Origin of the sequence: Microcoleus sp. Pol7_B2 (assembly GCF_036701035.1) — a bacterium.
Lineage (GTDB): Bacteria > Cyanobacteriota > Cyanobacteriia > Cyanobacteriales > Microcoleaceae > Microcoleus.
The window spans coordinates 13431-36103 of sequence record NZ_JAUBQB010000062.1 but is presented as its reverse complement, the minus strand read 5'-3'; the positions used below and the strand labels follow the sequence as shown (position 1 = coordinate 36103).

General features: G+C 47.0%; 21 protein-coding genes. 13 read left to right on the top strand and 8 right to left on the bottom strand.

Going from position 1 to position 22673, the window contains the following annotated elements; translation table 11 throughout:
* Window positions 1–65: 65 nt before the first annotated feature.
* The gene (locus tag QUA57_RS20875; RefSeq protein WP_333034595.1) at window positions 66–164 is read right to left on the bottom strand and encodes an RQC domain-containing protein; all 99 of its coding nucleotides are present in this window, start codon (window positions 162–164) and stop codon (window positions 66–68) included.
* Between the two features lie 1053 nt (window positions 165–1217).
* Between QUA57_RS20875 and QUA57_RS20865 the strand changes: the two genes are divergently transcribed.
* The 7 genes from QUA57_RS20865 to QUA57_RS20835 all read left to right on the top strand — a co-directional run bounded on the left by QUA57_RS20865 (window position 1218) and on the right by QUA57_RS20835 (window position 10008).
* On the top strand, window positions 1218–1478 hold the full coding sequence (locus QUA57_RS20865) for a hypothetical protein (protein WP_333063378.1): 261 nt from the start codon (window positions 1218–1220) through the stop codon (window positions 1476–1478).
* 408 nt (window positions 1479–1886) lie between these two features.
* Window positions 1887–2093: a hypothetical protein gene (locus tag QUA57_RS20860; protein ID WP_333034600.1), complete on the top strand. Its 207-nt coding sequence runs from the start codon at window positions 1887–1889 to the stop codon at window positions 2091–2093.
* Window positions 2094–2473: 380 nt separating this feature from the next.
* Window positions 2474–2656, top strand: coding sequence for a CsbD family protein (locus QUA57_RS20855; RefSeq protein WP_333063377.1), 183 nt, complete (start codon window positions 2474–2476; stop codon window positions 2654–2656).
* 77 nt (window positions 2657–2733) lie between these two features.
* Complete coding sequence (locus QUA57_RS20850) at window positions 2734–3177, top strand: hypothetical protein (RefSeq protein ID WP_333063376.1); 444 nt, start codon at window positions 2734–2736, stop codon at window positions 3175–3177.
* Between the two features lie 116 nt (window positions 3178–3293).
* Window positions 3294–3806 carry a hypothetical protein gene (locus QUA57_RS20845; RefSeq protein WP_333034605.1) on the top strand — a complete coding sequence of 171 codons (513 nt, stop codon included), beginning with the start codon at window positions 3294–3296 and terminating at the stop codon, window positions 3804–3806.
* A 434-nt stretch (window positions 3807–4240) separates the two neighbouring features.
* Window positions 4241–5023 (top strand): DsbA family protein, encoded by a 783-nt coding sequence (locus QUA57_RS20840; RefSeq protein ID WP_333063374.1) that lies wholly within the window; start codon window positions 4241–4243, stop codon window positions 5021–5023.
* A 314-nt stretch (window positions 5024–5337) separates the two neighbouring features.
* Window positions 5338–10008 (top strand): DUF4347 domain-containing protein, encoded by a 4671-nt coding sequence (locus tag QUA57_RS20835; protein ID WP_333063373.1) that lies wholly within the window; start codon window positions 5338–5340, stop codon window positions 10006–10008.
* A 257-nt stretch (window positions 10009–10265) separates the two neighbouring features.
* Here the strand turns inward: QUA57_RS20835 and rpe are convergent, their stop codons facing one another.
* Complete coding sequence (rpe, locus tag QUA57_RS20830; RefSeq protein ID WP_333063372.1) at window positions 10266–10967, bottom strand: ribulose-phosphate 3-epimerase; 702 nt, start codon at window positions 10965–10967, stop codon at window positions 10266–10268.
* A gap of 243 nt (window positions 10968–11210) precedes the next feature.
* Between rpe and QUA57_RS20825 the strand changes: the two genes are divergently transcribed.
* From QUA57_RS20825 to QUA57_RS20815, 3 genes are all read left to right on the top strand, one after another.
* Window positions 11211–11585 (top strand): hypothetical protein, encoded by a 375-nt coding sequence (locus QUA57_RS20825; RefSeq protein WP_333063371.1) that lies wholly within the window; start codon window positions 11211–11213, stop codon window positions 11583–11585.
* Between the two features lie 104 nt (window positions 11586–11689).
* Complete coding sequence (locus tag QUA57_RS20820; RefSeq protein ID WP_333063370.1) at window positions 11690–13105, top strand: LCP family protein; 1416 nt, start codon at window positions 11690–11692, stop codon at window positions 13103–13105.
* A gap of 220 nt (window positions 13106–13325) precedes the next feature.
* Entirely contained in the window at window positions 13326–13754 is a 429-nt protein-coding gene (locus tag QUA57_RS20815) for a DUF202 domain-containing protein (RefSeq protein ID WP_333063369.1), read from the top strand.
* Between the two features lie 158 nt (window positions 13755–13912).
* Here the strand turns inward: QUA57_RS20815 and QUA57_RS20810 are convergent, their stop codons facing one another.
* The 5 genes from QUA57_RS20810 to QUA57_RS20790 all read right to left on the bottom strand — a co-directional run bounded on the left by QUA57_RS20810 (window position 13913) and on the right by QUA57_RS20790 (window position 18051).
* Window positions 13913–14335: a DUF2809 domain-containing protein gene (locus tag QUA57_RS20810; RefSeq protein ID WP_333063368.1), complete on the bottom strand. Its 423-nt coding sequence runs from the start codon at window positions 14333–14335 to the stop codon at window positions 13913–13915.
* 15 nt (window positions 14336–14350) lie between these two features.
* A complete protein-coding gene (locus QUA57_RS20805) occupies window positions 14351–15457 on the bottom strand; it encodes a DUF4241 domain-containing protein (protein ID WP_333063367.1) in 1107 nt (368 codons plus the stop codon).
* 123 nt (window positions 15458–15580) lie between these two features.
* Complete coding sequence (locus QUA57_RS20800) at window positions 15581–15718, bottom strand: hypothetical protein (protein ID WP_158307953.1); 138 nt, start codon at window positions 15716–15718, stop codon at window positions 15581–15583.
* Between the two features lie 30 nt (window positions 15719–15748).
* Window positions 15749–17371 (bottom strand): ATP-binding protein, encoded by a 1623-nt coding sequence (locus tag QUA57_RS20795; RefSeq protein WP_333063365.1) that lies wholly within the window; start codon window positions 17369–17371, stop codon window positions 15749–15751.
* A complete protein-coding gene (locus QUA57_RS20790) occupies window positions 17368–18051 on the bottom strand; it encodes a response regulator transcription factor (RefSeq protein WP_333034626.1) in 684 nt (227 codons plus the stop codon). Before QUA57_RS20790 ends, QUA57_RS20795 begins: the two co-directional genes overlap by 4 nt.
* 143 nt (window positions 18052–18194) lie before the next feature.
* On the opposite strand from QUA57_RS20790, the gene QUA57_RS20785 reads away from it, so the two are divergent.
* Complete coding sequence (locus tag QUA57_RS20785; RefSeq protein ID WP_333063364.1) at window positions 18195–18608, top strand: hypothetical protein; 414 nt, start codon at window positions 18195–18197, stop codon at window positions 18606–18608.
* Window positions 18609–18766: 158 nt separating this feature from the next.
* Window positions 18767–20305 (top strand): M10 family metallopeptidase C-terminal domain-containing protein, encoded by a 1539-nt coding sequence (locus tag QUA57_RS20780; RefSeq protein ID WP_333063363.1) that lies wholly within the window; start codon window positions 18767–18769, stop codon window positions 20303–20305.
* Between the two features lie 170 nt (window positions 20306–20475).
* On the opposite strand, the gene QUA57_RS20775 is transcribed toward QUA57_RS20780, so the two are convergent.
* Window positions 20476–21390, bottom strand: coding sequence for an alpha/beta fold hydrolase (locus QUA57_RS20775; RefSeq protein ID WP_333063362.1), 915 nt, complete (start codon window positions 21388–21390; stop codon window positions 20476–20478).
* Between the two features lie 248 nt (window positions 21391–21638).
* On the opposite strand from QUA57_RS20775, the gene speB reads away from it, so the two are divergent.
* Window positions 21639–22568, top strand: coding sequence for an agmatinase (speB, locus tag QUA57_RS20770; protein WP_333063361.1), 930 nt, complete (start codon window positions 21639–21641; stop codon window positions 22566–22568).
* The last annotated feature ends 105 nt before the right edge of the window (window positions 22569–22673 follow it).

Sequence of the window (22673 nt, the reverse complement as noted above, 5' to 3'; positions counted from 1 at the left end):
AAACAACAGATGATACGGCTAAGATGTGCCGCAGAGTAGCCTTTCTCCCATCAATCGTCTATACTTCAGTCTTGACCAATTCCATAAGTAGAAAGTTGGTGGTGCTGGCATTGCAAAAATTTTTGATTTTTAGAAGCGCGCAGCACCTCTAAGCTGTTGCACATTTAAACTGTGATACAAGGATTACCCTTGTTTTTGATTGAGCCATCCCATTTAATTATTAATTGTCCTTCATTTAAAAGGAGCGGCCATAAATAGTCTAGGTATTCAATTGATATAAAAAATCGAGTGGTCATATATTATTTTGTCTAATGCCTTACTAATTCAATTAAGTTATAGTCGGGCTGTATTCGGGGAAAAATTATCCATGAAAATTAGGCATTTCGGTTTCAATTATTTTTAGGGACTCTTCTTTAGACATCTCCCCAATAGTAACATTAGGTGTAAAAGAACATAAAAAACATATTTTTACACATAAACCTGAGCGACATCCTGAATCATATTGAAGAAAATCATAAAAAAACACAGCGATTAATTGGTCTGGCGTATGAACAGTTACAAGCATTGCTCCACAATGCCGAACGATTTTAACTGTAGCATACATTGAGGGCCAGTTAGAATGCGTTTACCCTGAATGAAGAACCCGGATTCTATTTCTTAGGATTCAACATCCGACAATTGCCTGTTGAGCAAAACCACTCAAGCAAAGTTAATGGCAATATCCTCTGATTTCCAACTATTATTACCCCAGGAAGGAAGTCACAAAAGACACTGCATAAAAGTTGCACAAGTAATAAATAAGTCGCGTGGGTTGGGAGCATCTCATATTTGTAAAAACACTTTTTCTGGCTCCTGCCTTCTTCCTCTTTCCTCCTGGCTTTTGACTCCCAACTCCAATTTCTAGCTTGGCTGCAAAAGTGAGATGCTCCCAGTTCAAGAATGGGAGTACACCCCGAAATACCCATAAAACTGGCTAAACTACTCAAGCGACAAAAAGGGAAATTTTCTCACTGCGATAACTACTTCAAAGATGGAGATTCGATAGAGGTTGACCAAATCATCCCCAAATCGAAAGGTGGAAGGGAATCGTATGATAATTGACAATTACTCCATCGACATTGCCACAATCCAAAAACTGCCAATGATGGCAGTCTCGCTAACAAATCTAGCTGCAAAAGTGCTAAACCTAAGCCACCAGTGGAACCAAGGCTTTGGGCGTGGGAAAACGATATGTTGGTAACGACGTACTGATGACAACAGCCGTTTTATTGAGGAGCGGAATGATGGGAAACTATCACGTTCCGTTTTGGAGAGCCGTGGAGGAGGCGACTCCTTCACTGACTTTAATTATCCAGAAAAAGGGAATGAATATGCTAGGGATGGAGCGGCAAAACGGTACCTCTGGGCAAGAGGAATCTGCCTCGAAAGAGGGAAAGTGTGGGGAGAAGACCCCCTCTACTATTGACGATGCACCCTGAGATAGCAAGTGGACTTCGATGAACCATAAATTAGAATCTCCGTCCGCGACGGTCGGGGAGTCTATCAAAAATGTCGAAACAGCCTCATCAAACAAACGACAAAAGGTACTTATGGCGATCGCGCCCCAAAAAAATTCTCCCCCCTCCTCCCTTTTCCCCAACTCATTCACTGCCCGCGCCTTGCGACTCACCAAGCTATCTCACGCACTCTTCTCCTTCCCCTATCTCCTTTCGGGTTCATGGAAGTTTCCGTAATTTATCTTAACTATAAAACTCAAAACTATTCACCAGCCCCTATCTCCCTTCAGACAGAGGGAAGTCTTCGTGATTTCCCTTATGATAGATATAAGGTTAACTTCTAAGTACCCTTGTTAAAAATAATTTTTGCAAACAATAGGGGAAAAACTAATGAATACTGAAGAAAACGCGACCCACATTGGTAGCGAAAATCAAGTCACCCTACCAAAATCGCGGGAAATATTGCTCGGTGAGGAAACAGAAAAAGCCCTCGGTCAGCAAAAACAAGAAGATGCTCAAACTAGGCGCGCTGTCGAACAGTTGAAAGAAGAACTTCAGCAAAAAATAGATAAAGAGTGTCATCACAAGGTAGATTAAAACTAATAGTTTTTTTTCGGGTGGGGGTAAGATCTGGTCTTGCCTACACCCGTCTTTTTAAGGCAAAGTTAAATAAAATTTTAAAATTATAAATTTTTTAGGGTTGAAAAAAATAGTCTTGCACGCACGCGCGACGATTCAACAGTTTTTTACAAAAATACTTGATTGTAGCCAGCAGAAACGGTAAAAACAAACAATAATTAAGTCTGAAAGTCGCAGTTAGTTCAAGACTGCAAATAACTGTTCCCTATGCTATATTCCCTATTCCATTTGTTATTTATTCTTTATTCCTAGAGGTAGAGTGCAACGCAGCTCCTAGTTACATATGATGAGTTCATTAAGTAAAAAACGTCAAATTAGATACAGATAGGGAGAAACCAATGAGTAATGAAGATAGAGCAAAGGCAACTGGCAACAACATCGCAGGCAAAGCTCAAGAAGCCCTAGGCAATGTTACTGGCGACCCGAAGGATAAAGCAGAAGGCAAAGCCAAGCAGGCAAAAGCTGAAGCTGGTCACGCGATCGAAGATGTAAAAGATGAGCTCAAAAAGAAACTAGACTAAGCCTAATAGTAATTGAGAGGGTCCAGCAACCTGACCCTTTCAAGTATTCAAGTTGTTTTCAGAAGGGAGGAAAAAAGGTGAGTTTATTGCAGCAGAGTCGCAAAACAATTGCGGGCTTACTCTTGGTTTTAATGCTGGCTATTACGACTGCCTGCGCGCCCAGCGTTTCAACCCAAAAACCGACTGATGTACCTGTAGCAATTGGCGGCAGTCAGGGTTATTACGCGCAGCTAGAACGTGGCAATACCGCCGCAGGTCAAGATTTTGGTCAATGGGTAACAAAAACGGCTAAGGGCCTGGTTCAGGATGCTTACGTTCGCGACAATAACAAATTGGGAGTTGTTATTACCCCGCAAGTCCGCCCGACTGAAGTGAAAGATTTGGCCAAATCTTTAGCACAAGGTTTTCACCGCAATTTCCCAAATCAGGATGTAAGTGTTTTGGTTTACGCTCCTGACAAAAAACTGATTTTGACTGCTAAGTACGACCAGCAATCAAATCAGATTGAATACAAGTCTTGACCTGGTTAGCCAGCTTAAATGATAGCCGCGTGGCGGTTTAATATTCCGCAGTTTTTTGAAGGCGAAAGCATCTAAATTTAAGACGGAAATGTTGTGTAGATTGGAAGAGAGTTACCATGAGTAGCAGCGATAATTACAAGCGTCAAATCATGAACGATTTAGCCCAGGGCGATCGAGAAATGATGCCGGAGACAACTGGTGAAGATTACGAAAACTTTGACGATTTTGCTCAGAGAACTTCGCCTGCTCAGCGCAAACAATTATTCGGGCGTTCCCTGAATCACGACTCCCTCCCGCCGGCTCAGTTGGAACCGGAATTGCAAAAGGCGATCGCCCAAATTAAGCCAAACGAACGCGACGACGTGGCGCGCGAATTCTTCAAGCATTTGGGCAAGAGAGGATTGGACGATCGCCAATTGGAAAAGCAGCTAGGACTTTCTACCCACCACGCCAGCCGCATGAATGCTGACGATGTTACCAAGCTGGCGTCGTTCACCTATCACAATCATCCGGATATTTTCCGAGAAGTGCTGGCCGAACAGCCCAGCTTGATGAAGTTTTTGGGAAATCCAGTTGTTGCTGGTATTTTGGGAATAGTTGCTGCTAAATGGCTCAACAACCGCAAATAATCTTCGATTCAGACAAGTCTAAAAGCGGATAATACGTGCAGCAAATAAAAGGACGATCGCTGGAGCGATCGCCCTTTTATTTTTATATTTTATATCTAGTCCTGTAAAATAACCGTGAGCGCGTTTGTCGTTAAGACTTGAGTCCTCAGAAGCTGATCAGGACTAAAATTATCACTACAAACCTTTCTTATTGGGTCGTTTGAGGCGAAATTATAATATTATAATAAACTCCCGTGATTTAAATCTTAATTATTAGGTTAGTCTGTGTCCGGGTGATTAACAACCCTTGCCAATTACCGACTACGAATTACCGATTGCCAATGACTAATTATTGGTCAAAGCTAAAAATAGCTCGACAGCAGTCAACAGCGGTATACCTGACACTCCGCAAAATTAAATGTAGGATTAAGTGTTGCCGTGAATCAGAAAAAAAGATGAACGTATCCACTATTTGGCGAAAACTCCGTAGCCAGCAAGCCTTCTGCTTGGCTGTACTCCTGGCAGGTTGCCTTGTATTTATCGGTTGTTCCCCCGCGCAGTCAGCGGCTGGCAATTCAGTCGATCCCAAGTTGAAAGAGCAAGTCTTGCAGGTTATCCGCGAAAACCCGCAAGCAATTTTAGAGTCGGTACAAGCGTACCAGCAACAGCAGCAGCAGTCTCTCAAAGCAGCGCAGGAATCATTTTTGCAGGAGATGAAAACTAATCCCAAATCTGCGATCGGGGATTCTCCCAGCACGGGTTCAGCTTCGCAGCAGATTGTACTTTTAGAATTCTCTGACTTTCAATGTCCGTTTTGCGCGCGCGCTCACGATACTGTCAAGCAGTTTATGGCAAAACACCAGGACAAAGTTACTTTAGCTTACAAGCATTTTCCCCTGACTTCAATTCACCCTCAAGCGCTGCCAGCAGCTAAAGCAGCTTGGGCTGCCCAACAGCAGGGGAAATTTTGGGAATACTACAGCGCTTTGTTTCAAGGGCAGAAAGAGTTAGGCGAACCACTCTACACCTCGATCGCCCAAAAGCTCAATCTAAAATTAGATAAATTCAACACCGATCGCAATAGCCCCGCTGCCGAAGCCGCCATTGGGAAAGACGTGCAACTTGCTCAACAACTTGGCATTGAAGGCACTCCATTTTTTATTATGAACGGCAAAACTTTCTCCGGGGCGATCGAGCTTGCTGAAATGGAAAGCATTCTCGCTAGTATCTCCAAATAAGTAAGCCCACCTGAAACAACAGAACGCCCAGAGCCCCGATTTTTTAAAGAAGTCGGGGCTCGAATGCGCGATGGGGTCGATCGCTATATTTACTGACTAATTTTTACGATAGGGAACAAATTTGCTCTAGGTGTTGTCTTAGTAAGACTCTAAGCTGCTTATGACTTAAGCATTATATCTTGCCTTGTACAAGCTTTCCAAGACCTAGCTAGTGGATTCAAATGATTATTTGTCAATACTAATTTGAATTTTCTTGGCAAGACGATCGCCGCTTTTAAGCTCCATTTCCTTTGCATCTACGAGGAAAATCGATCATGGAAAAAATTACGCAAATAGTTGTCATTGACCCAACCGTTGAAGATTATCAAAGCCTTGCACCAAGCGCCGAACCAAGGAAAGAGATATTTATACTTGATCGGGCGGGGGATGGAGTCGAGCAAATTACAGAGTTATTAGCTAGCTACACCGATATTTCCGCTGTTCATATTGTTTCTCACGGCGGGCCTGGAAATTTGCAACTGGGGTCAATTCAGCTAAATTCTGACAACCTAGACGAATATGGCGCTCGACTTCAGCAGTGGAAAAAGGCCTTAACCCCTAACGCCGATATCCTGCTGTACGGTTGCAACGTGGCGGCAGAAATAGCCCCACCGATAGCGGGGCGATCGTTCTTGCAACGCCTCAATCAACTCACAGGTGCAGACATCGCTGCTTCCAAAAACCTGACAGGAAGTGCTGCATTAGGCGGTGACTGGGATTTAGAAGTAACAATTGGTTCGATCGAGACACCTTTAGCATTCACCCAAGAGGCGATCGCAAGTTACGATCGCGTTTTAGCTTCTTTTGCCGTCACCAGCACCAACGACGCCGGCTTAGGATCGCTGCGAGATGCGATTACCCAAGCGAATGCTCTCACAGGCGTAGATACTATTGACCTGACTGGCATTACGGGCACAATTACCCTCGCTACAACGCTGCCAACTATTAATGAAAGCCTTATTCTGAACGGCCCTGGGGCGGCAAACCTGACAGTCAGCGGTAACAACCTAGTGCAGATACTTAGCACTAATACCGGCCCTGTTAGCATCTCTAACCTCACCTTTGCTAACGGCACTGGCGGCATTAATAACGCCTCCGGTGTCACCCTGAACCTTACAAACGTTACCTTCTCCGCCAATGTCGCTGGGGCAGGAGGTGCTCTCTTCAACAATGGCGGCACGATGACAATAACGAGTTCTACGTTTACTGCCAATACCGCTACTGCTTCGGGCGGCGGCGCGATCAGGCAGGGTGGCGGTATTGTAAACATTGTTGGCAGCACTTTCACCGAAAATACAGCGACGGCAGCTAGCCAAGGCGGTGGTGCTATCTTGATCGATAGCGGTACGGTAAACATTACTGGCAGCACGTTTAATGGCAATAGTTCCCAAAACACCGAGGGTGGGGGCGCGATTTACCACAGAGGCGGCGGCCAACTTTTGAGTATTGCTGATAGCACTTTCACTAACAACATTTCGGCGGCTGATGGCGGTGCGATCAGAAACGATGCCCTGCCATTAAGTGTCACCAGCAGCACCTTTAACAGCAATCGGGCTGTACAAAACGGCGGCGGCATTGTCAACAGCGGCGCGGCAACCATTACCAACAGCACGTTTTCTGGCAACACTGCAAACAACTTTGGCGCGATCAGAAATGGCGGTACGCTGGATCTGAGAAGTAGCACTCTTACTCTCAATAGTGCCACAAACCAAGGCGGGGGCATCTTCAATACCTTGACGGCAAATGTCCGCAACACCATCATTGCTGGGAATACGGCTCCGTTAAACCCCGATGTAGACGGCACATTTACGAGTGAGGGCAATAACTTAATTGGCAACGGTACTGGTGCTGGCTTCACAAACGGTGTTAATGGCGATCTAGTAGGCACTGCTGGCACTCCCATCAATCCGAATCTCGGAGCACTGGCAAATAACGGTGGCCCTACGCAAACCCACGCGCTGAATGTAGGTAGTCCCGCGATCGATGCGGGTAGCGCGATCGCACCTGCTACGGATCAGCGTGGCTTAACTCGGCCTTCTGGCAGTGCTGTTGACATCGGCGCTGTTGAAGTACAGCAGATTGTGAGCATCACCGCACCGGATAATTCCGCCGCTGAAACTCCTATCGATCCAGGCACTTTCCGCGTTAGCCGCAGTGATAGCACAGTCGGTAATTTGACCGTGAATCTCGCCATTGATGGCAGCAGTACCGCTGTCCCTGCTGACTACAATCTGGGCAGTACCTTTCCAGTCACTATTCCCAATGGGCAAAGCTTTGTGGATGTGATTCTGACTCCAGTTGATGACGCTATACCGGAGTTGGCAGAAACGCTGCGATTGAATTTGGGAAATGGGAATTATGCGATCGCACCGGCCAGCAGCAATGCTACGGTGACTATTGCAGCCAATGACTCGATTGCTTATGCGATCGCACTCACAAATCCAGCGACAGGTTCCTTAACCGAAGGCAACTCCGGCACTCAACCCCTCACCTTCACCGTCACTCGCAGCGGTGGCACGGGGGTAGCGAGTACAGTAGATTATGCGATCGCTGGCACCGCAACCAACGGCGAAGACTACAATATTATCAATGCTGCGGGGGCTACTAGCGCCACAGGGACGATCACCTTTGCCGCCAACGAAACAACTAAAACTATTGCTGTGGATGTTTTGGGCGAAACCGCAGTTGAACCTGACGAGACAATTACCGTCACCCTCAGCAACCCAAATTTGACCGCAGCGCCGGAAAGTTCGACTGTCACCACCAGCACCGCCACTGCTACGATCGCCAATGATGATATTCCTAGTATCTCGATCGATGATGTAGTTGTTACCGAGGGCAATACGGGTACTGCTAGCGCCACTTTTACCGCCACTCTCTCAGCAGCTTCTAGCTTGCCCGTCACCGTCAATTACGCCACCTCAGACGGTACTGCTAACACTGCTGATAGCGATTACGCCGCGGCCACAGGCAGCGTCACCTTCAATGCCGGGGAAACGACAAAAACCATTACTGTTGCTGTCAACGGCGATTCTAAGTTTGAAACTGACGAAACATTTAACGTCAACCTCAGCACTGCTGTCAATGCGACTATTACTAAAGCGACGGGTATAGGTGCGATCGCAAATGATGACTTGGAGTCACCAACTCCGACTCCGACGCCGACTCCGACGCCGACTCCGACTCCGACTCCGACTCCGACGCCGACTCCGACTCCAACTCCAACTCCAACGCCAACTCCGACTCCGACTCCAACTCCGACGCCGACTCCGACTCCAACTCCAACTCCAACGCCAACTCCGACTCCGACTCCAACTCCAACGGAAACTCCGACTCCGACTCCAACGGAAACTCCAACAGAAACTCCGACTCCGACTCCGACTCCGACTCCGACTCCGACTCCGACTCCGACTCCGACTCCAACTCCGACTCCGACTCCGACTCCGACTCCAACTCCGACTCCGACTCCGACTCCAACTCCAACGGAAACTCCGACTCCGACTCCGACTCCAACTCCAACGGAAACTCCGACTTCGACTCCGACTCCAACTCCAACGGAAACTCCGACGCCGACTCCGACTCCAACTCCAACGGAAACTCCGACGCCGACTCCGACTCCGACTCCAACAGAAACTCCGACGCCGACTCCGACTCCGACTCCAACTCCGACTCCGACTCCGACTCCGACTCCAACTCCAACGGAAACTCCGACTCCGACTCCAACTCCAACGGAAACTCCGACTCCGACTCCGACTCCGACTCCGACGCCAACGGAAACTCCGACTCCAACTCCGACGCCAACGCCAGACACTCAAGACGAAGATTGCATTTGCAAGCAGATAACCTTTCCCAGCCCGACTGCTATTCGCGGCCCCAACCAAACAAATAGCACCACCAACGGTACAGAAAGCGACGACATTCTGGAGGGTTCGATTACCAATGACAAAATCAACGGCTTAAATGGTAACGACTGGGAGTTTGGCTTCACTGGCAATGACAATATTTATGGCGGATCTTACCTCAGCATTGATCTAGGAAATATAGTTATTCTTCCCTCTGCCAAAGATAGCGACGTGCTGTTTGGCAATGAGGGCGATGATTACCTCAACGGGGGTGCTAAAAATGATTTAATTTTTGCGGGCAAGAACGAAGATGTTGCTTACGGTGGCAAAGATGACGACATAATTTTTGGAGGCAAACAGAGCGATACTTTAATTGGCGATGAGGGTAACGACACCTTATACGGTGGTACTCTTAACCCTTTAGACATCGATTCTACAGGTCGCGATTTGCTATTTGGCCTCAGTGGCGATGATTACCTGAACGGGCAAGCAGCCGAAGATTCCCTTTCTGGCGGTAATGGAAACGATACAGTGCGTGGTGGCAAGGGCGATGATTTGGCCGTAGGAGACTTGGGCAACGACGTGCTGTTTGGGGATGAGGGCAGCGATACTCTCTGTGGTGGCGACGGAGAAGATACTATGTACGGGGATATTGGCAGGCCTTTGGCGATCGGCTCCGCTGGCGGTCAAGACCAGATGTGTGGTGGTTTGGGCAACGATTTGTTGTTTGGCAATGAAGGTCAGGATACCGTCAACGGTGATGCTGGAAACGATACTATTTATGGCGGCAAGGATGAAGACAGTTTACTGGGTAGTGCTGGGGACGATTGGTTATTTGGAGATGAGGGGAATGATACTTTGATTGGAGGTACTGGGGACGATCGATTTATCTTAGGTATCGACAACGGCCGCGAGACTATTTTAGACTTTCAAGATGGTCGCGATGCGATCGGCTTGACAGGCGGTTTAAGTTTCTCGCAACTGAGCATTACTTTAGAAAATAATTCTACTTCGATCCGAGTTACCAGTTCCGGTCAACTGTTAGCAACTCTCAGGAATGTGTCAACAGGGCTGATTAATGTTGCAGATTTTGCAATCCTGTAAGTAGTTCAACCAAATGATATCAAGTCCGATTGCATCTTGCATCGGACTTGATATGAGTCAAAATATACGATCGCCTTTTTCAAAATTTAATTTTCTCGGAACTAGATGAGCTTACTTATTAAGTCCGGTGATCTAACCATCATAAGTTTGTAGTGAGGTTCAGTCCTTTCTTAAATCTTTGAGCCAATAAGGACTAAAGTCATCACTACAAACCACTTTGATTATCGGTAATTCGCCGGACACGATCGAATTTTTGATTAAACGGCAGCCAACTCAGGAGTCGGACGCTTGCTGTGGCGGATACCCTCGATCGCCGCTGCGTAATCATTGGCCTTAAACACAGCAGAACCAGCGACGATCGCATTTGCGCCCGCTTCCAGAACCTGCCAAGTATTGTTTCCCTTCAAACCGCCATCTACCTCAATCCAAGGATCGAGGCCCTTGTCGTCGCACATTTTACGCAACTGGCGAATTTTCGGCAAAACAGCCGGGATAAAACTTTGACCACCAAAGCCCGGATTGACGCTCATAATCAGCACCAAATCGCAAAGTTCCAGCACGTACTCGATCAACTCCAGCGGCGTCGAAGGATTCAAAACCACACCAGCCATTTTGCCCAATTCCCGAATTTGGCCGAGGGTGCGGTGCAAGTGAGGCGAAGCATTGTGTTCCGCGTGCACCGAAATAATGTCAGCACCTGCCTTAGCGAAGTCTTCGACGTACTTCTCCGGCTCCACAATCATCAAGTGGACATCGATTACCTTCGTAGTAACGGGGCGAATTGCTTCAACAATCAGCGGCCCGATAGTAATATTAGGAACAAAGCGACCGTCCATCACATCTACGTGAATCCAGTCAGCCCCAGCTCGATCGACAGCCTGAATCTCTTCTCCAAGACGGCTAAAATCGGCTGATAATATGGATGGAGCAATAACGATGGGTTTTTGGGATTTGGTCATGGCTAAGTCTGTTCTCCTGACTGCTGTGCTGTATCCAGTTTATCAAAATACGGGTCTCCGGGTCGAAAAGTTGCCAACGATCGGTCGCGAGATTGGGAGGGCAGAAAAATTTTGCCTCTGACAGACAAGTTTGGCGATCGCACCAGCCCTGCTATCCGAATTTTGGTTTAGGATATAAATTTTCCCTCTAACAAATAACTTGTGTGCCAAATCTGACCTTCTGCAAATTTTGAGTACCGAATTATGAAAAAAACAGATCCCTTAGAAAATCCTGAACTCGATCGTGCCAGTCTGTTTGTATTAATGATCCCAGTCATAGGCTTTTTCCCCGCCCTGTGGACTCTTTACCGCCGTCAGGGTAGTCCCGAACGCAAAGCCATCAGCCGCTTGGCAATTGCCCTTGCTTTTAGTTGGCTCTTAGGACATATTCTTTTAGAAGCTGGAGCGATTTCTGCGGAATCTCCGACACTTCCCATGTTATTAATGAGTAGCCTGCTAACAACCAGCTATTTCATCGTTGCTCTGGGACTCATGGTTCGCCTCTGGAAGCGTCAACCGCTATGGTTGCCCGGAATTAGTCGCGTAGCCGAGCAAGTAGTAGGCAAACATTTATCATAATTTAGGGTTATTTTCAGCCCCTACCCTATTGATTGATTGCGTCTTCAGCTTGATACTACATATTGCCATTATCTTTTTTATTTTTGTTGTGTGTGAGGAAGCCAGTGCCAGCTCAAAAAATTCCTAATCAAGACCCTATCCAACAATCAACAGCTCAACCTGCCACCAAAAAAGCTTCCCAGCCCCATCGAGGCCGCTGGCTGGGTTTTGGTTTTGGTTTAGCTGGAGTAGCCATGCTCTCAGCCACAGCCGGAGCGTTGCTAGCCGTCTCCCTTTCCACAACGCCACTTCAGCAACAAAAGTTGAGCCCTGAAGAAGCAGCAGTATTTTCTCAAGGCGACATGGCAAAGCTCAACATGAAGATGCCGGAGCTGACTCGGCCAGTTAATATTTTAGTTTTAGGACTTAAAGTTCTGACCTCTGACATCGAAGGAAGTGTCAACAAAAATGTCGGATACGAAGTTTGGGAAAACTCCTTTAAGGGCTTAACCGATACCATGCTGTTGGTTAGGTTTGACCCTCAAAATAAAAAGTTAAGTGTGCTTTCCATTCCGCGAGACACCCGCACCTATGTTGAAGGCAGGGGCGAGGTGAAAATCAACGAAGCTAATTACTACGGGGGCCCAGCTTCGTCAGCGAAGGCAGTCAGCGGACTCTTGGGCGGCGTGGGAATTGACCGCTATGTCACAGTCAATATTCAAGGCATAAAAAGTTTGGTCGATGCACTTGGTGGCATTACTATTAATGTCCCTAAAGACATGAAGTATACCGATGAAAGCCAGCATTTATATATAGATTTAAAGGCGGGCAAGCAGAAACTAAACGGCGAACAAATCGTGCAATATTTGCTTTACCGGCACGACGATTTGGGCGACATCGGGCGGGTACAGCGCCAACAATTGTTGATGCGGGCTTTTGTGGAACAGGAAGTAAATGTAGGTTTGCTGTCTCGACTACCGAAGATTTTATCGGTGATTCAGTCTCACCTTGACACGAATTTGAGTATAGAAGAATTGGTAGCTTTAGCTGGTTTTGCTACTCACACCGATCGCACTGGCGTGCAGATGTTGATGGTTCCCGGCAAATTTAGCGATTCTAAGGACTACAAGTCAAGTTTTTGGTTGCCCGACCAATATGCCATCGAAACGATGGTGGCGGAACATTTTGACTTCGGCCAAAATACTTGGCAAATTGAGAATGCTGATTCGACTTTTCTGAAGGTGGCGATTCAAGATGCTACCGGCGATCCATCGGCTGTTGAAGCTTTTGTCAATAATTTGACTCAAGCCGGTTATCGGAATGTTCAGGTTTATAAAGCTTGGCCCGAACCGTTGGAGGTAACTACTCTAGTAGCTCAACAGGGCGATATTAAAGGTGCTCAAGCGATTCGCCAGTTTTTGGGTTTTGGAGATGTGCTGGTTGAGAGTACCGGTTCTTTGCAGTCCGACGTGACAATTAGATTGGGTAAGGATTGGTTGGAGAAAAAGGCTCAGTCCGGCGGTGCGGCTAAGTCTTTTTAAACTGGATTTTAACTGGGGTATTTGTAGGGACACAGCTATGCTGTGTCCTCTTCTTTTGTGTTGGTTGAGATGGAGGCGATCGCTTTTTTGTCGATTTACTGATACTATCTTTTTTGGTGATGATGGATCGCGATCGCAATACCGATACTTCCCTCCGCAATCTGAACTGAAACAATAATCAACGAGGGAAAGCTTAATATATTTTATAAAGGTAGGGTTGATGAACAAGGGTGCTAAAATAGACCGACAGCGAGAACATCAAGCAAATGAACGCACGTTTCTTGCATGGTTACGAACTTCACTCGCTTTAATTGGTTTTGGGTTGGCGATCAGTCGGTTCAGTTTATTTCTCCGTCAATTTCAAGCTACAGTGACTCAGCAAGAAGTTTCCTCCCCTCCCTTCTTCAACTCAGAAACTTTAGGGCTGAGTCTGGTAGTTGTTGGAATTGCGGTGATTGCCTTAGCAGCATGGCGTTATAATCAAGTTTTCTGGCAAATTGAGCGAGGTGATTATCGCCCAAATCGCGTCCTAGTTTGGATTCTGACTGGAGTTGTAATGCTTTTAGGAACGTTAAGCATTCCGTTGTTGCTATGGCGAGATCGCGGAAATATAGCTCCCACTTCAACTCCTAAAAATTCTCAATTCTAAGTTAAGCGGCTCGCTTACAATTGAGTAAAAATAATCGCAACCATATCATTAAGCTTTTGTGCATCTAAATTGTCTATGGCGTTAGAGGAGCTGATGGGGAGAGGATTTGACGATTTTGGCTCTGGTCATCGAAATATACAATTTAAATGCAGTACAACTTACAAGCGGAAACAAGTGAAATGAAGCCATCGCACCCACAACCAACCTAAAAAACTCCCCACAAAATAAGAGATAAAATCTGACCAAGTAAAGTGATTTCCCAAAATCAGCCTTCCGGGTAAAGTAGCTCGCATTGCTTGTAAAAACGGAGGTGTCCAGAGTTGCAGAAACTCTACTCCGCAGGTAGCTAGACACACAGCTACAGCCGCCCTAATTTGCGAAAATCGTGGCAATATCAGAACTACTACCAAAATCCAAAATACCTCATAGGCTATGCTCCCAAAAGAGTCGTTGAACCATTCCGGTGCAGGGCCGCGAGAAAATCTCACTACGTAACCTAAAGGGATGATCGCGATTATACTGATGAGCAGGGCAACTCGATATTTGAAAAAACGGCGATCGGGAGAAATTGGGGAAGTCATTGATTCTGGGTACAATCACGCATTTGTTGTCACAGGTTGAAGTGGATAAACCTCAGAATTAAGTGCGATCTTCAATACTGCATTGGCTTGCAACGGCTCATTGAACCAATATTCTCTGTACCACCTATCCTCTTCTATCCATTCTGAAACCATCATCATAGGACAGCCGGAAAATCGACCGCCCGGCTCTAAATTGACGCTCCAGGGCTGGCGCCCCTGTCCTTCCAAAACCAGTATGCAATCTGGGTTGCTGGGTTGATCGTTGAGGAAATCATCACTAAGCTGAACCCAACTTGGGCGATTAACGCTGAGTCTTATAGCCATCTCAAGCCGCTCCAAGTCACGATGCTCTATGGATTTTTCTAGGAAGCTTGTAACTTCAATCTCGATATTTTCCGTGATGTGATCGAGCAGTACCCGGAAATCAGTGACCAAACAAGCCAGTTCATCATCGGCTGTGAACCCCCAATAACTGGCATAGGTACCATCCCCGTATCCACTTCCAAATGCGATCGCATTGCCCTCAGTATCAGGGTCTAGGGTGAGATTGAAAGTGTGAGTATCGGGGTCTAGGGTCAGATTGAAACCACTCGGATCCATAATTTGCTGAGATGGGTAGGTCAATTGAGTTACCAGATCCTGAGCTGCTAGCCAGCCCTGCAATTGAAACTTTTGTTCACAGGCACGATCGACTAGATCCTGCAATTCTTCATCAGAACGCCGCTCAACTACCTGAGCATCGACAAAACACCCCATTCCCGCATCAACACCATAGCCAAAAAACTGATTCCGTCTTAACTCGGCCAAATCCTCACCTAGACGCACAGCCATCTCCCAACGGACAGGGGATTCAGAGCAAAACTCAACCATCGCACAGGCAGTGCGCCCACTGTCAACCACACTTAGCAACACAGGATAGCGCCCTGGTGGAACGGTTCTGCTAAACGGGTCAACGTCTTTGCACCACAGCCAACCGGGGTCGCAAGCAATAATACGCCCTGAAGGTAAAACTAAGTCACCCGCCTGAAAAACATCACTGGTTATGCGACCCTCTGTGAGGGATTGGTAGACTTGATTGGGCTCGAATGCTGCGAGGAAATTGGTATGAGTCTTTAGGGACATGAGGCGATCGCAGTTAGATAAAACATTTTTACTACTCTAATGTATGATTTGTGGTTCAACATCAAAGATTGCTTGGGTAAGCCATATCTATTTAACCGGACTTGATAAGGCTGGCATAAAATCTTAACCTGTATCGGATTGAGTGTCTGGTACCACTTGCAAAAGAATTACATTGCTGTGGCGATCGCCACTGAGCAAAAACTTAACTTCCCCAGTCGCACCGTTAACTTTAAAGTTAGAATTAGCCAAAGTCTTAGCCAACAGAACTCGTCCTGCTTCACTGCTATAAGGTTAATCGCGATCGCCCACAGGTAAGCTCAGTATAAACCCTGTTTGACCAAGTATTGCAGCATCTAGTTTGATATCGCCGCCGTGGGCCCGGGCAATTTCCCTTGCTAAACTTAGCCCCAATCCCGATCCTTCGATTTTTTGGATCTGAGTCGAGTCACCGCGATGGAATCGCTCAAAAATACGATCGCGCTCGCTCAAAGAAATATCCTGAGAACTATTGACAATTTTCACAATTACTCTTTTTCCCTGACAGTTAGCCTGTAACCTGAGCCAACCCTTCGGTAAATTATATTTAATCGCATTACCAACCAGATTTTGCAAAACCTGCACCAGCAAATCGCGATCGCCCTTGATATATAAATTAGGAGCAATTGCCATTTGTACATCTAAATGCGGTGCTAGCAGTTCCATATCTTCGGCAATTTCCGATAGCAAAGCCGACATATTCACCTCAACCAAATGTAAACCCATACGTCCGGCATCGGCGTGAGAAAGTAAGAGAAGTTTACGGGTTATATCACTCAAACGGCGCACTTCATCCAATAAATTACTCAGCGTTTGCTGCACCTCAGAACCCGACTCAACTTGATGCAAAGCCCGTTCTAGTTGACCTTGCAAAATCGCCAGCGGAGTCTTTAATTCGTGGGCAGCATCTCCACTAAAACGAGAAGCTTGTTTAAAACTTCGTTCCAGACGTTCTAACATCTGATTGAACACAAAAATTAATTCTACAAACTCTATATCGGTTGCTCCGTCAGGGACGCGCCGATCTAGCCCCTGTACGGTAACATTGCGAATTGCCATCGTGAGTCGCTCAATTGGATACAGAATACTCCGCGATATGACCCAGGCTCCACCCGCTACGAGTAAAAGCACTACGGGAATAGAAAATAGAAAGATATTGCGAATCGATGCCATTTCCCGATCGATCGCTTGTAAGTTAACAGCGATGGCTGCTTGATTATAAGGAGAATTAATCGCACCAACACGCCAAATTGCAGTCCTAGTATGCTGGGTTGCTAGCTTAGCTTTGGGCACTTGAGGAGGATGAAGCGAATCGAATGGCGGCCTATCAAATGGGGGTCTATCCTGTCGAGGTCGATCGTGTGGGGGTCGATCGTGTGGAGGTCGATCGTGTGGGGGTCGATCCTGTGGAGGTCGATCGAATGGGGGTCTGCTTTCGGGCGGTGGAAATAAATTGAGGCGATCCGGTGGTGGTGGATCTAGTGGATTTTGTCGGGGGGGAGGTTCTGATTCAAAATCTATTATGTCAGGATTACCAGGGTGTAGCGGCAACGATCGCCAGATAGAATTCGCATCAAGTCCATCTTGCCACTGGCTCGATTTGTAGATTAAATTACCATCTCTTTGAGCCACTAGCAAAGCCACGGTTGTTTCTCCATTCATGCCCAAAAGTAATGGCAAAGAATCAGTATAAGCATCCCATTCGGGCGATCGCGGGCGGGTAGCGTGGATTAATTGAGTTTCTATTCCAGCATCAAGACGCTTGACTTTAGCATCGTAAATCAACCACCAGGAAACAACTCCAAAGCCAATCAGAGCAATACTTGCAAGAACAGAAGATGATAGAGCAATGCGAAAGCGGAAAGATTGGAGTTTCATGATGGTGAATCTGGTTTGCGAAACCGATAGCCAACGCCGCGCACACTCTCAACCCATCCTGTACCGCCAATCGGTTCAATTTTCTTGCGAATGCGTTGAATACATACATCTACTACATTCGTATTCGGATTAAAATCATAACCCCAGATATGTTCGAGGATTTGCGTGCGGGTGAGTACCCTACCGGGCGATCGCATTAGATATTCCAACAGATTAAACTCGCGGCTTGTAAGTTCTACCGCATGGCGATCGCAAGTAACTTCTCGGAGAATGCGATCGAGCTTAACTGGGCCAACGCTCAGAATATTTTGCCCACCGCCTGAAGCCCGTCGCACCACAGCATAAATCCGAGCCACTAACTCCTCAACAAAAAACGGTTTAGCTAAATAGTCATCAGCACCGAGATGTAACCCTTCAATGCGATCGTCCAGTTCATTGCGAGCAGTTAATAAAATCACGGGTACGTTGCGTCCCGCCTTTCGCAGATGTTTGAGAATAGATAATCCATCTTTTCCCGGCAATACAATATCAAGCACGATCGCATCGTACTCATTATCCATCGCCCGCCCATAGCCATCATTGCCATTATCGCAATAATCCACAACAAAGCCTTGTTCTTTCAAGCCCATACAAACAAAATTGGCGATTTTTTCTTCATCTTCAACGTATAGAACATTCATAGATTTACCTATCCGGTTGCGATTATACGGCCATCAGGGAATTACTTAAATTACAAAACTGTAATCCATCCGCACTGTTGCAGGTAATGTTTGGGGAATTTGATGTAGTTATAAACATTTTTAGGTCGGCGATCGTAACTATCATGAAAATTACTTCACTACTTGCGTTACCTGCTACAGCAGCCTTGCTGCTGGGATTTAGCAGCTTGAGTTTCCCCGATCGAACTACAGCTAATTCTAATACTGTACTAGCCCAGAGCCAACCAGAACCCACTCAAGAGCGCAGACGCCCGCCCCGTATAGATTTTGCCGCTGCAGCGAAACAATTAGGAGTCACCGAAGCGGAGTTAATCGAAGCTTTGGGCCTACCCGCCAAACCCCCGGAACCACCCAGCGAAAATAATCGCCCGTCCAGCCCACCGCCCCGTCCTCGTTTAGATATTCCCGGTGCAGCGAAAAAGTTGGGAGTCACCGAAGCAGAGTTGATTAAAATTCTGGGCATTCCGCCGCGTCCACCGGGCGATCGTAATGTACCTCAAAATTCGGAACAACGCTAATTTCTTCACATTACAAAACTGTAATCCTAGGACAGGAATAAATGTCATATTCCACCAGCTTAATGATTGTAGAGACTAACTCAAAGGCAGATCGATAATTCATTTCTTTAGCCTGACAACTGCTTCAAACTTAGAAAATTAATCCAGGTAATTACATCATGCCAGCACTATTTCCTAATTCAATTAATGCACCGGGCAATCCTCCTCAAAACCAAGGCGCAGCGGGCAACCAACCTCCCCAAAATCAAGGCGCAGCGGGCAACCAACCTCCTCAAAATCAAGGCGCAGCGGGCAACCAACCTCCTCAAAATCAAGGCGCAGCGGGCAACCAACCTCCCCAAAATCAAGGCGCAGCGGGCAATCCTCCCGAAAACCAAGGCGCAGCGGGCAATCCTCCAGGGCAAAATCAGGGCGCAGCGGGCAACCAACCTCCCCAAAATCAAGGCGCAGCGGGCAACCAACCTCCCCAAAACCAAGGCGCAGCGGGCAACCAACCTCCCCAAAACCAAGGCGCAGCGGGCAACCAACCTCCCCAAAACCAAGGCGCACTGGGCAATCCACCTCCTCAAAACCAAGGCGCAGCGGGCAATCAACCTCCGCAAAACCAAGGCGCACCTGCCAATCCTCCCGAAAACCAAGGCGCATTGGGCAATCCCCCTCAAAATCAAGGCGCAGCGGGCAACCAACCTCCTCAAAACCAAGGCGCACCTGGCAATATTCCTCCTCAAAACCAGGGCGAAATCGGCAATATTCCTCCTCAAAACCAGGGCGAAATCGGCAATATTCCTCCTCAAAACCAAGGCGCACCTGGCAATCCTCCTCCCCAAAATCAAGGCGCACCGGGTGGCAATCCTCCTCCTCAAAATCAGGAAGCACAACTTACGAATTCTGCTTTACCTCCCCAAAACCAAACTCCACCCCCTCCCCCAGCTAACAGTATTAGCACCACAGGAGGAAACGACAATATTACCGGAGATAGTTTAGATAACTTTATCCTAGGCAGTAGCGGCACAGATACCATAACTGGAGGAGCAGGCACGGATACAATTAGCTATCATTCCCTCGGCAGCGGCATTACCATTGAGGCTAAAGGTATTGTAGATAAAGGCGCAGCCGGTACAGATACCATGCAAAATATAGAACAAATAATTGCTCCTTTAGGGCAGATTAATACCATCGATGCTTCTACAGGTAGCCGCACAGCTTCTATTAATGTGGATTTGTCGCAGAATCGTTTGGCGGTTAACAATTTACCCGGTATCGGCACTCTGAATTTTACTGTAGAGAATTTCGTTAATGTCACAGGAACTCCGAATGTAGATGTCCTTACCGGAAACATCCTAAACAATTCTTTAGTAGGAGGAGATGGTAACGATACACTCTCTGGTTTGCGCGGCAATGATACCCTGATTGGAGTAAATCCATTGAGTGCTACACCGGGAAGCAATGATACGGATGTGCTGATTGGGGGTCGGGGTAGAGATATTTTTGTTCTCGGTGATGCGGCAATTAGCTACTATCAGGGAACAGGAGTTGCACTGATTCAGGATTTCCAACAGGGAATCGATCGCATTCAGTTACGCGGGAGTCTCTCTGACTACAATATTGTTGGTAACTCCATCAATTTGGCTGGTACATCTGACCAAATTGCTGTAATTCAAGGGGGCTTTACTCCTGATAGTTTCCTGTTTGTGTAATATCGATTCCGGCTGCAATCCTTATGATACCGAGGACACGGCACTGCCGTGTCCTAATTTCTTCTTCCTACTTCTTCCTTTGTGATAAGAGCGCTTACGCGCCGCTTCGCTAACGCACGTCGAAGCGTTTCAATCAAACCAATTATTCCTGTCGGAAATAAGTAAAAGCCCTAATTTTCTGCAATTACCGATCGCTCTTTAATCCAATCGAGTAAAATAGGATTGACCAATTCCGGCGCTTCATCTTGCGGGCAGTGCCCCACTCCCTCCAAAGGAATAAACTTTTCAACAGCCGGAAACTTTGCCAATTCTCGGCCCAATGCGATCGGCTCCCAAGGGTCATCTGTCCCCCACAAAATCAAAGCCGGACAGCTCAAACGCGGCAACAAATCCTCCGGTAGCGGGCCTTGAGAATAACTGATAAATGCTACAAATACTTCGACTGCGCCGCTGTCTTTTGCAGGTTCCAACAGCATATTTACCAGTTCGTCGCTGACAGCTTCGGGACGGCGATAAGCTTGCAAAAGCACTTTTTTTACTGTTTTTGGCGTTGCTAATTGTTTAAAAAATAATTGACTTATCCACTTGACATTTAAAACTTTTTGTGCAATTGGCGCTCCAAAACTGCGATACCAAGGCAATTCGGCGCGTTTGCGATCGTGCAGCAATCGCAGGGAACAATTAAGTAAAATTACGCCAGAAGCAATATCGGGAAAATCAACAGCCGCTTGCATAATTGCCACGCAGCCGATCGAATTTCCCACCAAAAAAGCCGGCCCGCCCGCAACTTCCCGACAAAAATCAGCAATTAGCTGTCCCCAAGTTTCAAAAGTATAGTCAATTTCAAGCTTGGGCGCGGGTTTAGCAGAACCGCCAAAACCGATGAGGTCGATCGCATAACAGCGGCAATCAGCAGCCAGCGCCGGCAAATTCTTGCGCCAGTGGCCCCAAGACGCACCAAAACCGTGGACAAACACCACAGCAGGCCCCTGGGAACCCGCAGCCTGGTAGCAAATCGGAAAGCCTTTCCACAGCCAAGTTTGAGGGACAACAGCAGTTGACGAAGTGGGAGTAGAAGATGTCATGCGATTTTAGATTTTAGATTTTAGATTTTAGATGAATGCAAGGCTGCAAAGAACTCAAGTCAATACTACAAACCGTATCGCAATTCGAGGCAACCGCTAGGACATAAATCCCAAACCCTCTTCCCTCCTCCCTCTGCGCCCTCTGCGCCCTCTGCGGTTAATTCCTCTTCCTTCTTCCTTTGCAGTTAGAGCCGATATTATGTCACGATTAAACCTGCTGACTTCTTTGCTGTATTAAAATTTCCCTTATGCCAACAATCATTTCCACTGCTGTCGTACCGTTTCTGGGGTCGGAAATTGTACCCGACTACGACACCGCCAAAGTAGTTATCTTACCAATTCCCTACGAAGCTACCACCACTTACCGCCGGGGGTGCGAAAACGGGCCGGCGAAACTTCTAGAAGCTTCTCATCAACTCGAGTGCTACGACGAAGAATTGGATTCCGAAGTTTGCTACGATGTCGGAATTTATACACAAGAGCCGATCGCCGATACCCGCAACAGGCAACCGGTTTCATCCTCAGAAATGCTCCAAGTCACCCAAGCCGCAGTCCACCAGCTAGTTACCGAAAATAAATTTGTCATTTCCCTCGGAGGCGAACACAGCATCACTGCCGGCGTTGTCGAAGGTTATCGCCAAGCATACCCAAACGAACCTTTCACAGTCGTGCAAATCGATGCCCACGGCGACTTGCGGCACGAATACGAAGGCTCGATTCACAACCACGCCTGCGTGATGCGACGTATTGTAGATATGGGCTTACCGACACTGCAAATCGGGATTCGCGCTATCTGCAAGGAAGAAGCCGACTTGATTAAAGCAAAACAGCTAAACGTGATTCGAGCTCGCGAAATCGCTACTCAACCGGATTGGGCCGATCGGGCAATTGCCAGCATCACAACTAAGCGAGTCTTTTTGACGATCGACTTAGACGGCATCGATCCGACTTTAATTCCAGGGGTGGGAACACCCGAACCGGGCGGGTTAAATTGGTATTCCCTCACCGCATTTTTGCGCCGCATCTTCGAGTCCTACGAAGTAATCGGGTGTGACATTATGGAATTAGCACCTATTGTAGATTCTGTAGTCTCAGAATTTACCGCCGCCAAATTAGCATACAAACTTATTGGATACCAAGCTCTGGCTCAAGGTTGGCTAAAGCCAGACGAGGAATAAATCGCGAAGTACGAACCACAATAGGCTGTTGGCAAGGCTAGAATTAAGCTAAAGCCAAACAACAGCCAATTTTATTCGTGCTGACAGTTTCATCTTTCATGCTAG

Bases quoted from the DNA above. Each gene is read 5' to 3' on its own strand.
- QUA57_RS20875 (WP_333034595.1), bottom strand. From the start codon at position 164: ATGTGCAACAGCTTAGAGGTGCTGCGCGCTTCTAAAAATCAAAAATTT.
- QUA57_RS20860 (WP_333034600.1), top strand. From the start codon at position 1,887: ATGAATACTGAAGAAAACGCGACCCACATTGGTAGCGAAAATCAAGTC.
- QUA57_RS20855 (WP_333063377.1), top strand. From the start codon at position 2,474: ATGAGTAATGAAGATAGAGCAAAGGCAACTGGCAACAACATCGCAGGC.
- QUA57_RS20845 (WP_333034605.1), top strand. From the start codon at position 3,294: ATGAGTAGCAGCGATAATTACAAGCGTCAAATCATGAACGATTTAGCC.
- QUA57_RS20840 (WP_333063374.1), top strand. From the start codon at position 4,241: ATGAACGTATCCACTATTTGGCGAAAACTCCGTAGCCAGCAAGCCTTC.
- QUA57_RS20835 (WP_333063373.1), top strand. From the start codon at position 5,338: ATGGAAAAAATTACGCAAATAGTTGTCATTGACCCAACCGTTGAAGAT.
- rpe (WP_333063372.1), bottom strand. From the start codon at position 10,967: ATGACCAAATCCCAAAAACCCATCGTTATTGCTCCATCCATATTATCA.
- QUA57_RS20825 (WP_333063371.1), top strand. From the start codon at position 11,211: ATGAAAAAAACAGATCCCTTAGAAAATCCTGAACTCGATCGTGCCAGT.
- QUA57_RS20815 (WP_333063369.1), top strand. From the start codon at position 13,326: ATGAACAAGGGTGCTAAAATAGACCGACAGCGAGAACATCAAGCAAAT.
- QUA57_RS20810 (WP_333063368.1), bottom strand. From the start codon at position 14,335: ATGACTTCCCCAATTTCTCCCGATCGCCGTTTTTTCAAATATCGAGTT.
- QUA57_RS20805 (WP_333063367.1), bottom strand. From the start codon at position 15,457: ATGTCCCTAAAGACTCATACCAATTTCCTCGCAGCATTCGAGCCCAAT.
- QUA57_RS20795 (WP_333063365.1), bottom strand. From the start codon at position 17,371: ATGAAACTCCAATCTTTCCGCTTTCGCATTGCTCTATCATCTTCTGTT.
- QUA57_RS20790 (WP_333034626.1), bottom strand. From the start codon at position 18,051: ATGAATGTTCTATACGTTGAAGATGAAGAAAAAATCGCCAATTTTGTT.
- QUA57_RS20785 (WP_333063364.1), top strand. From the start codon at position 18,195: ATGAAAATTACTTCACTACTTGCGTTACCTGCTACAGCAGCCTTGCTG.
- QUA57_RS20780 (WP_333063363.1), top strand. From the start codon at position 18,767: ATGCCAGCACTATTTCCTAATTCAATTAATGCACCGGGCAATCCTCCT.
- QUA57_RS20775 (WP_333063362.1), bottom strand. From the start codon at position 21,390: ATGACATCTTCTACTCCCACTTCGTCAACTGCTGTTGTCCCTCAAACT.
- speB (WP_333063361.1), top strand. From the start codon at position 21,639: ATGCCAACAATCATTTCCACTGCTGTCGTACCGTTTCTGGGGTCGGAA.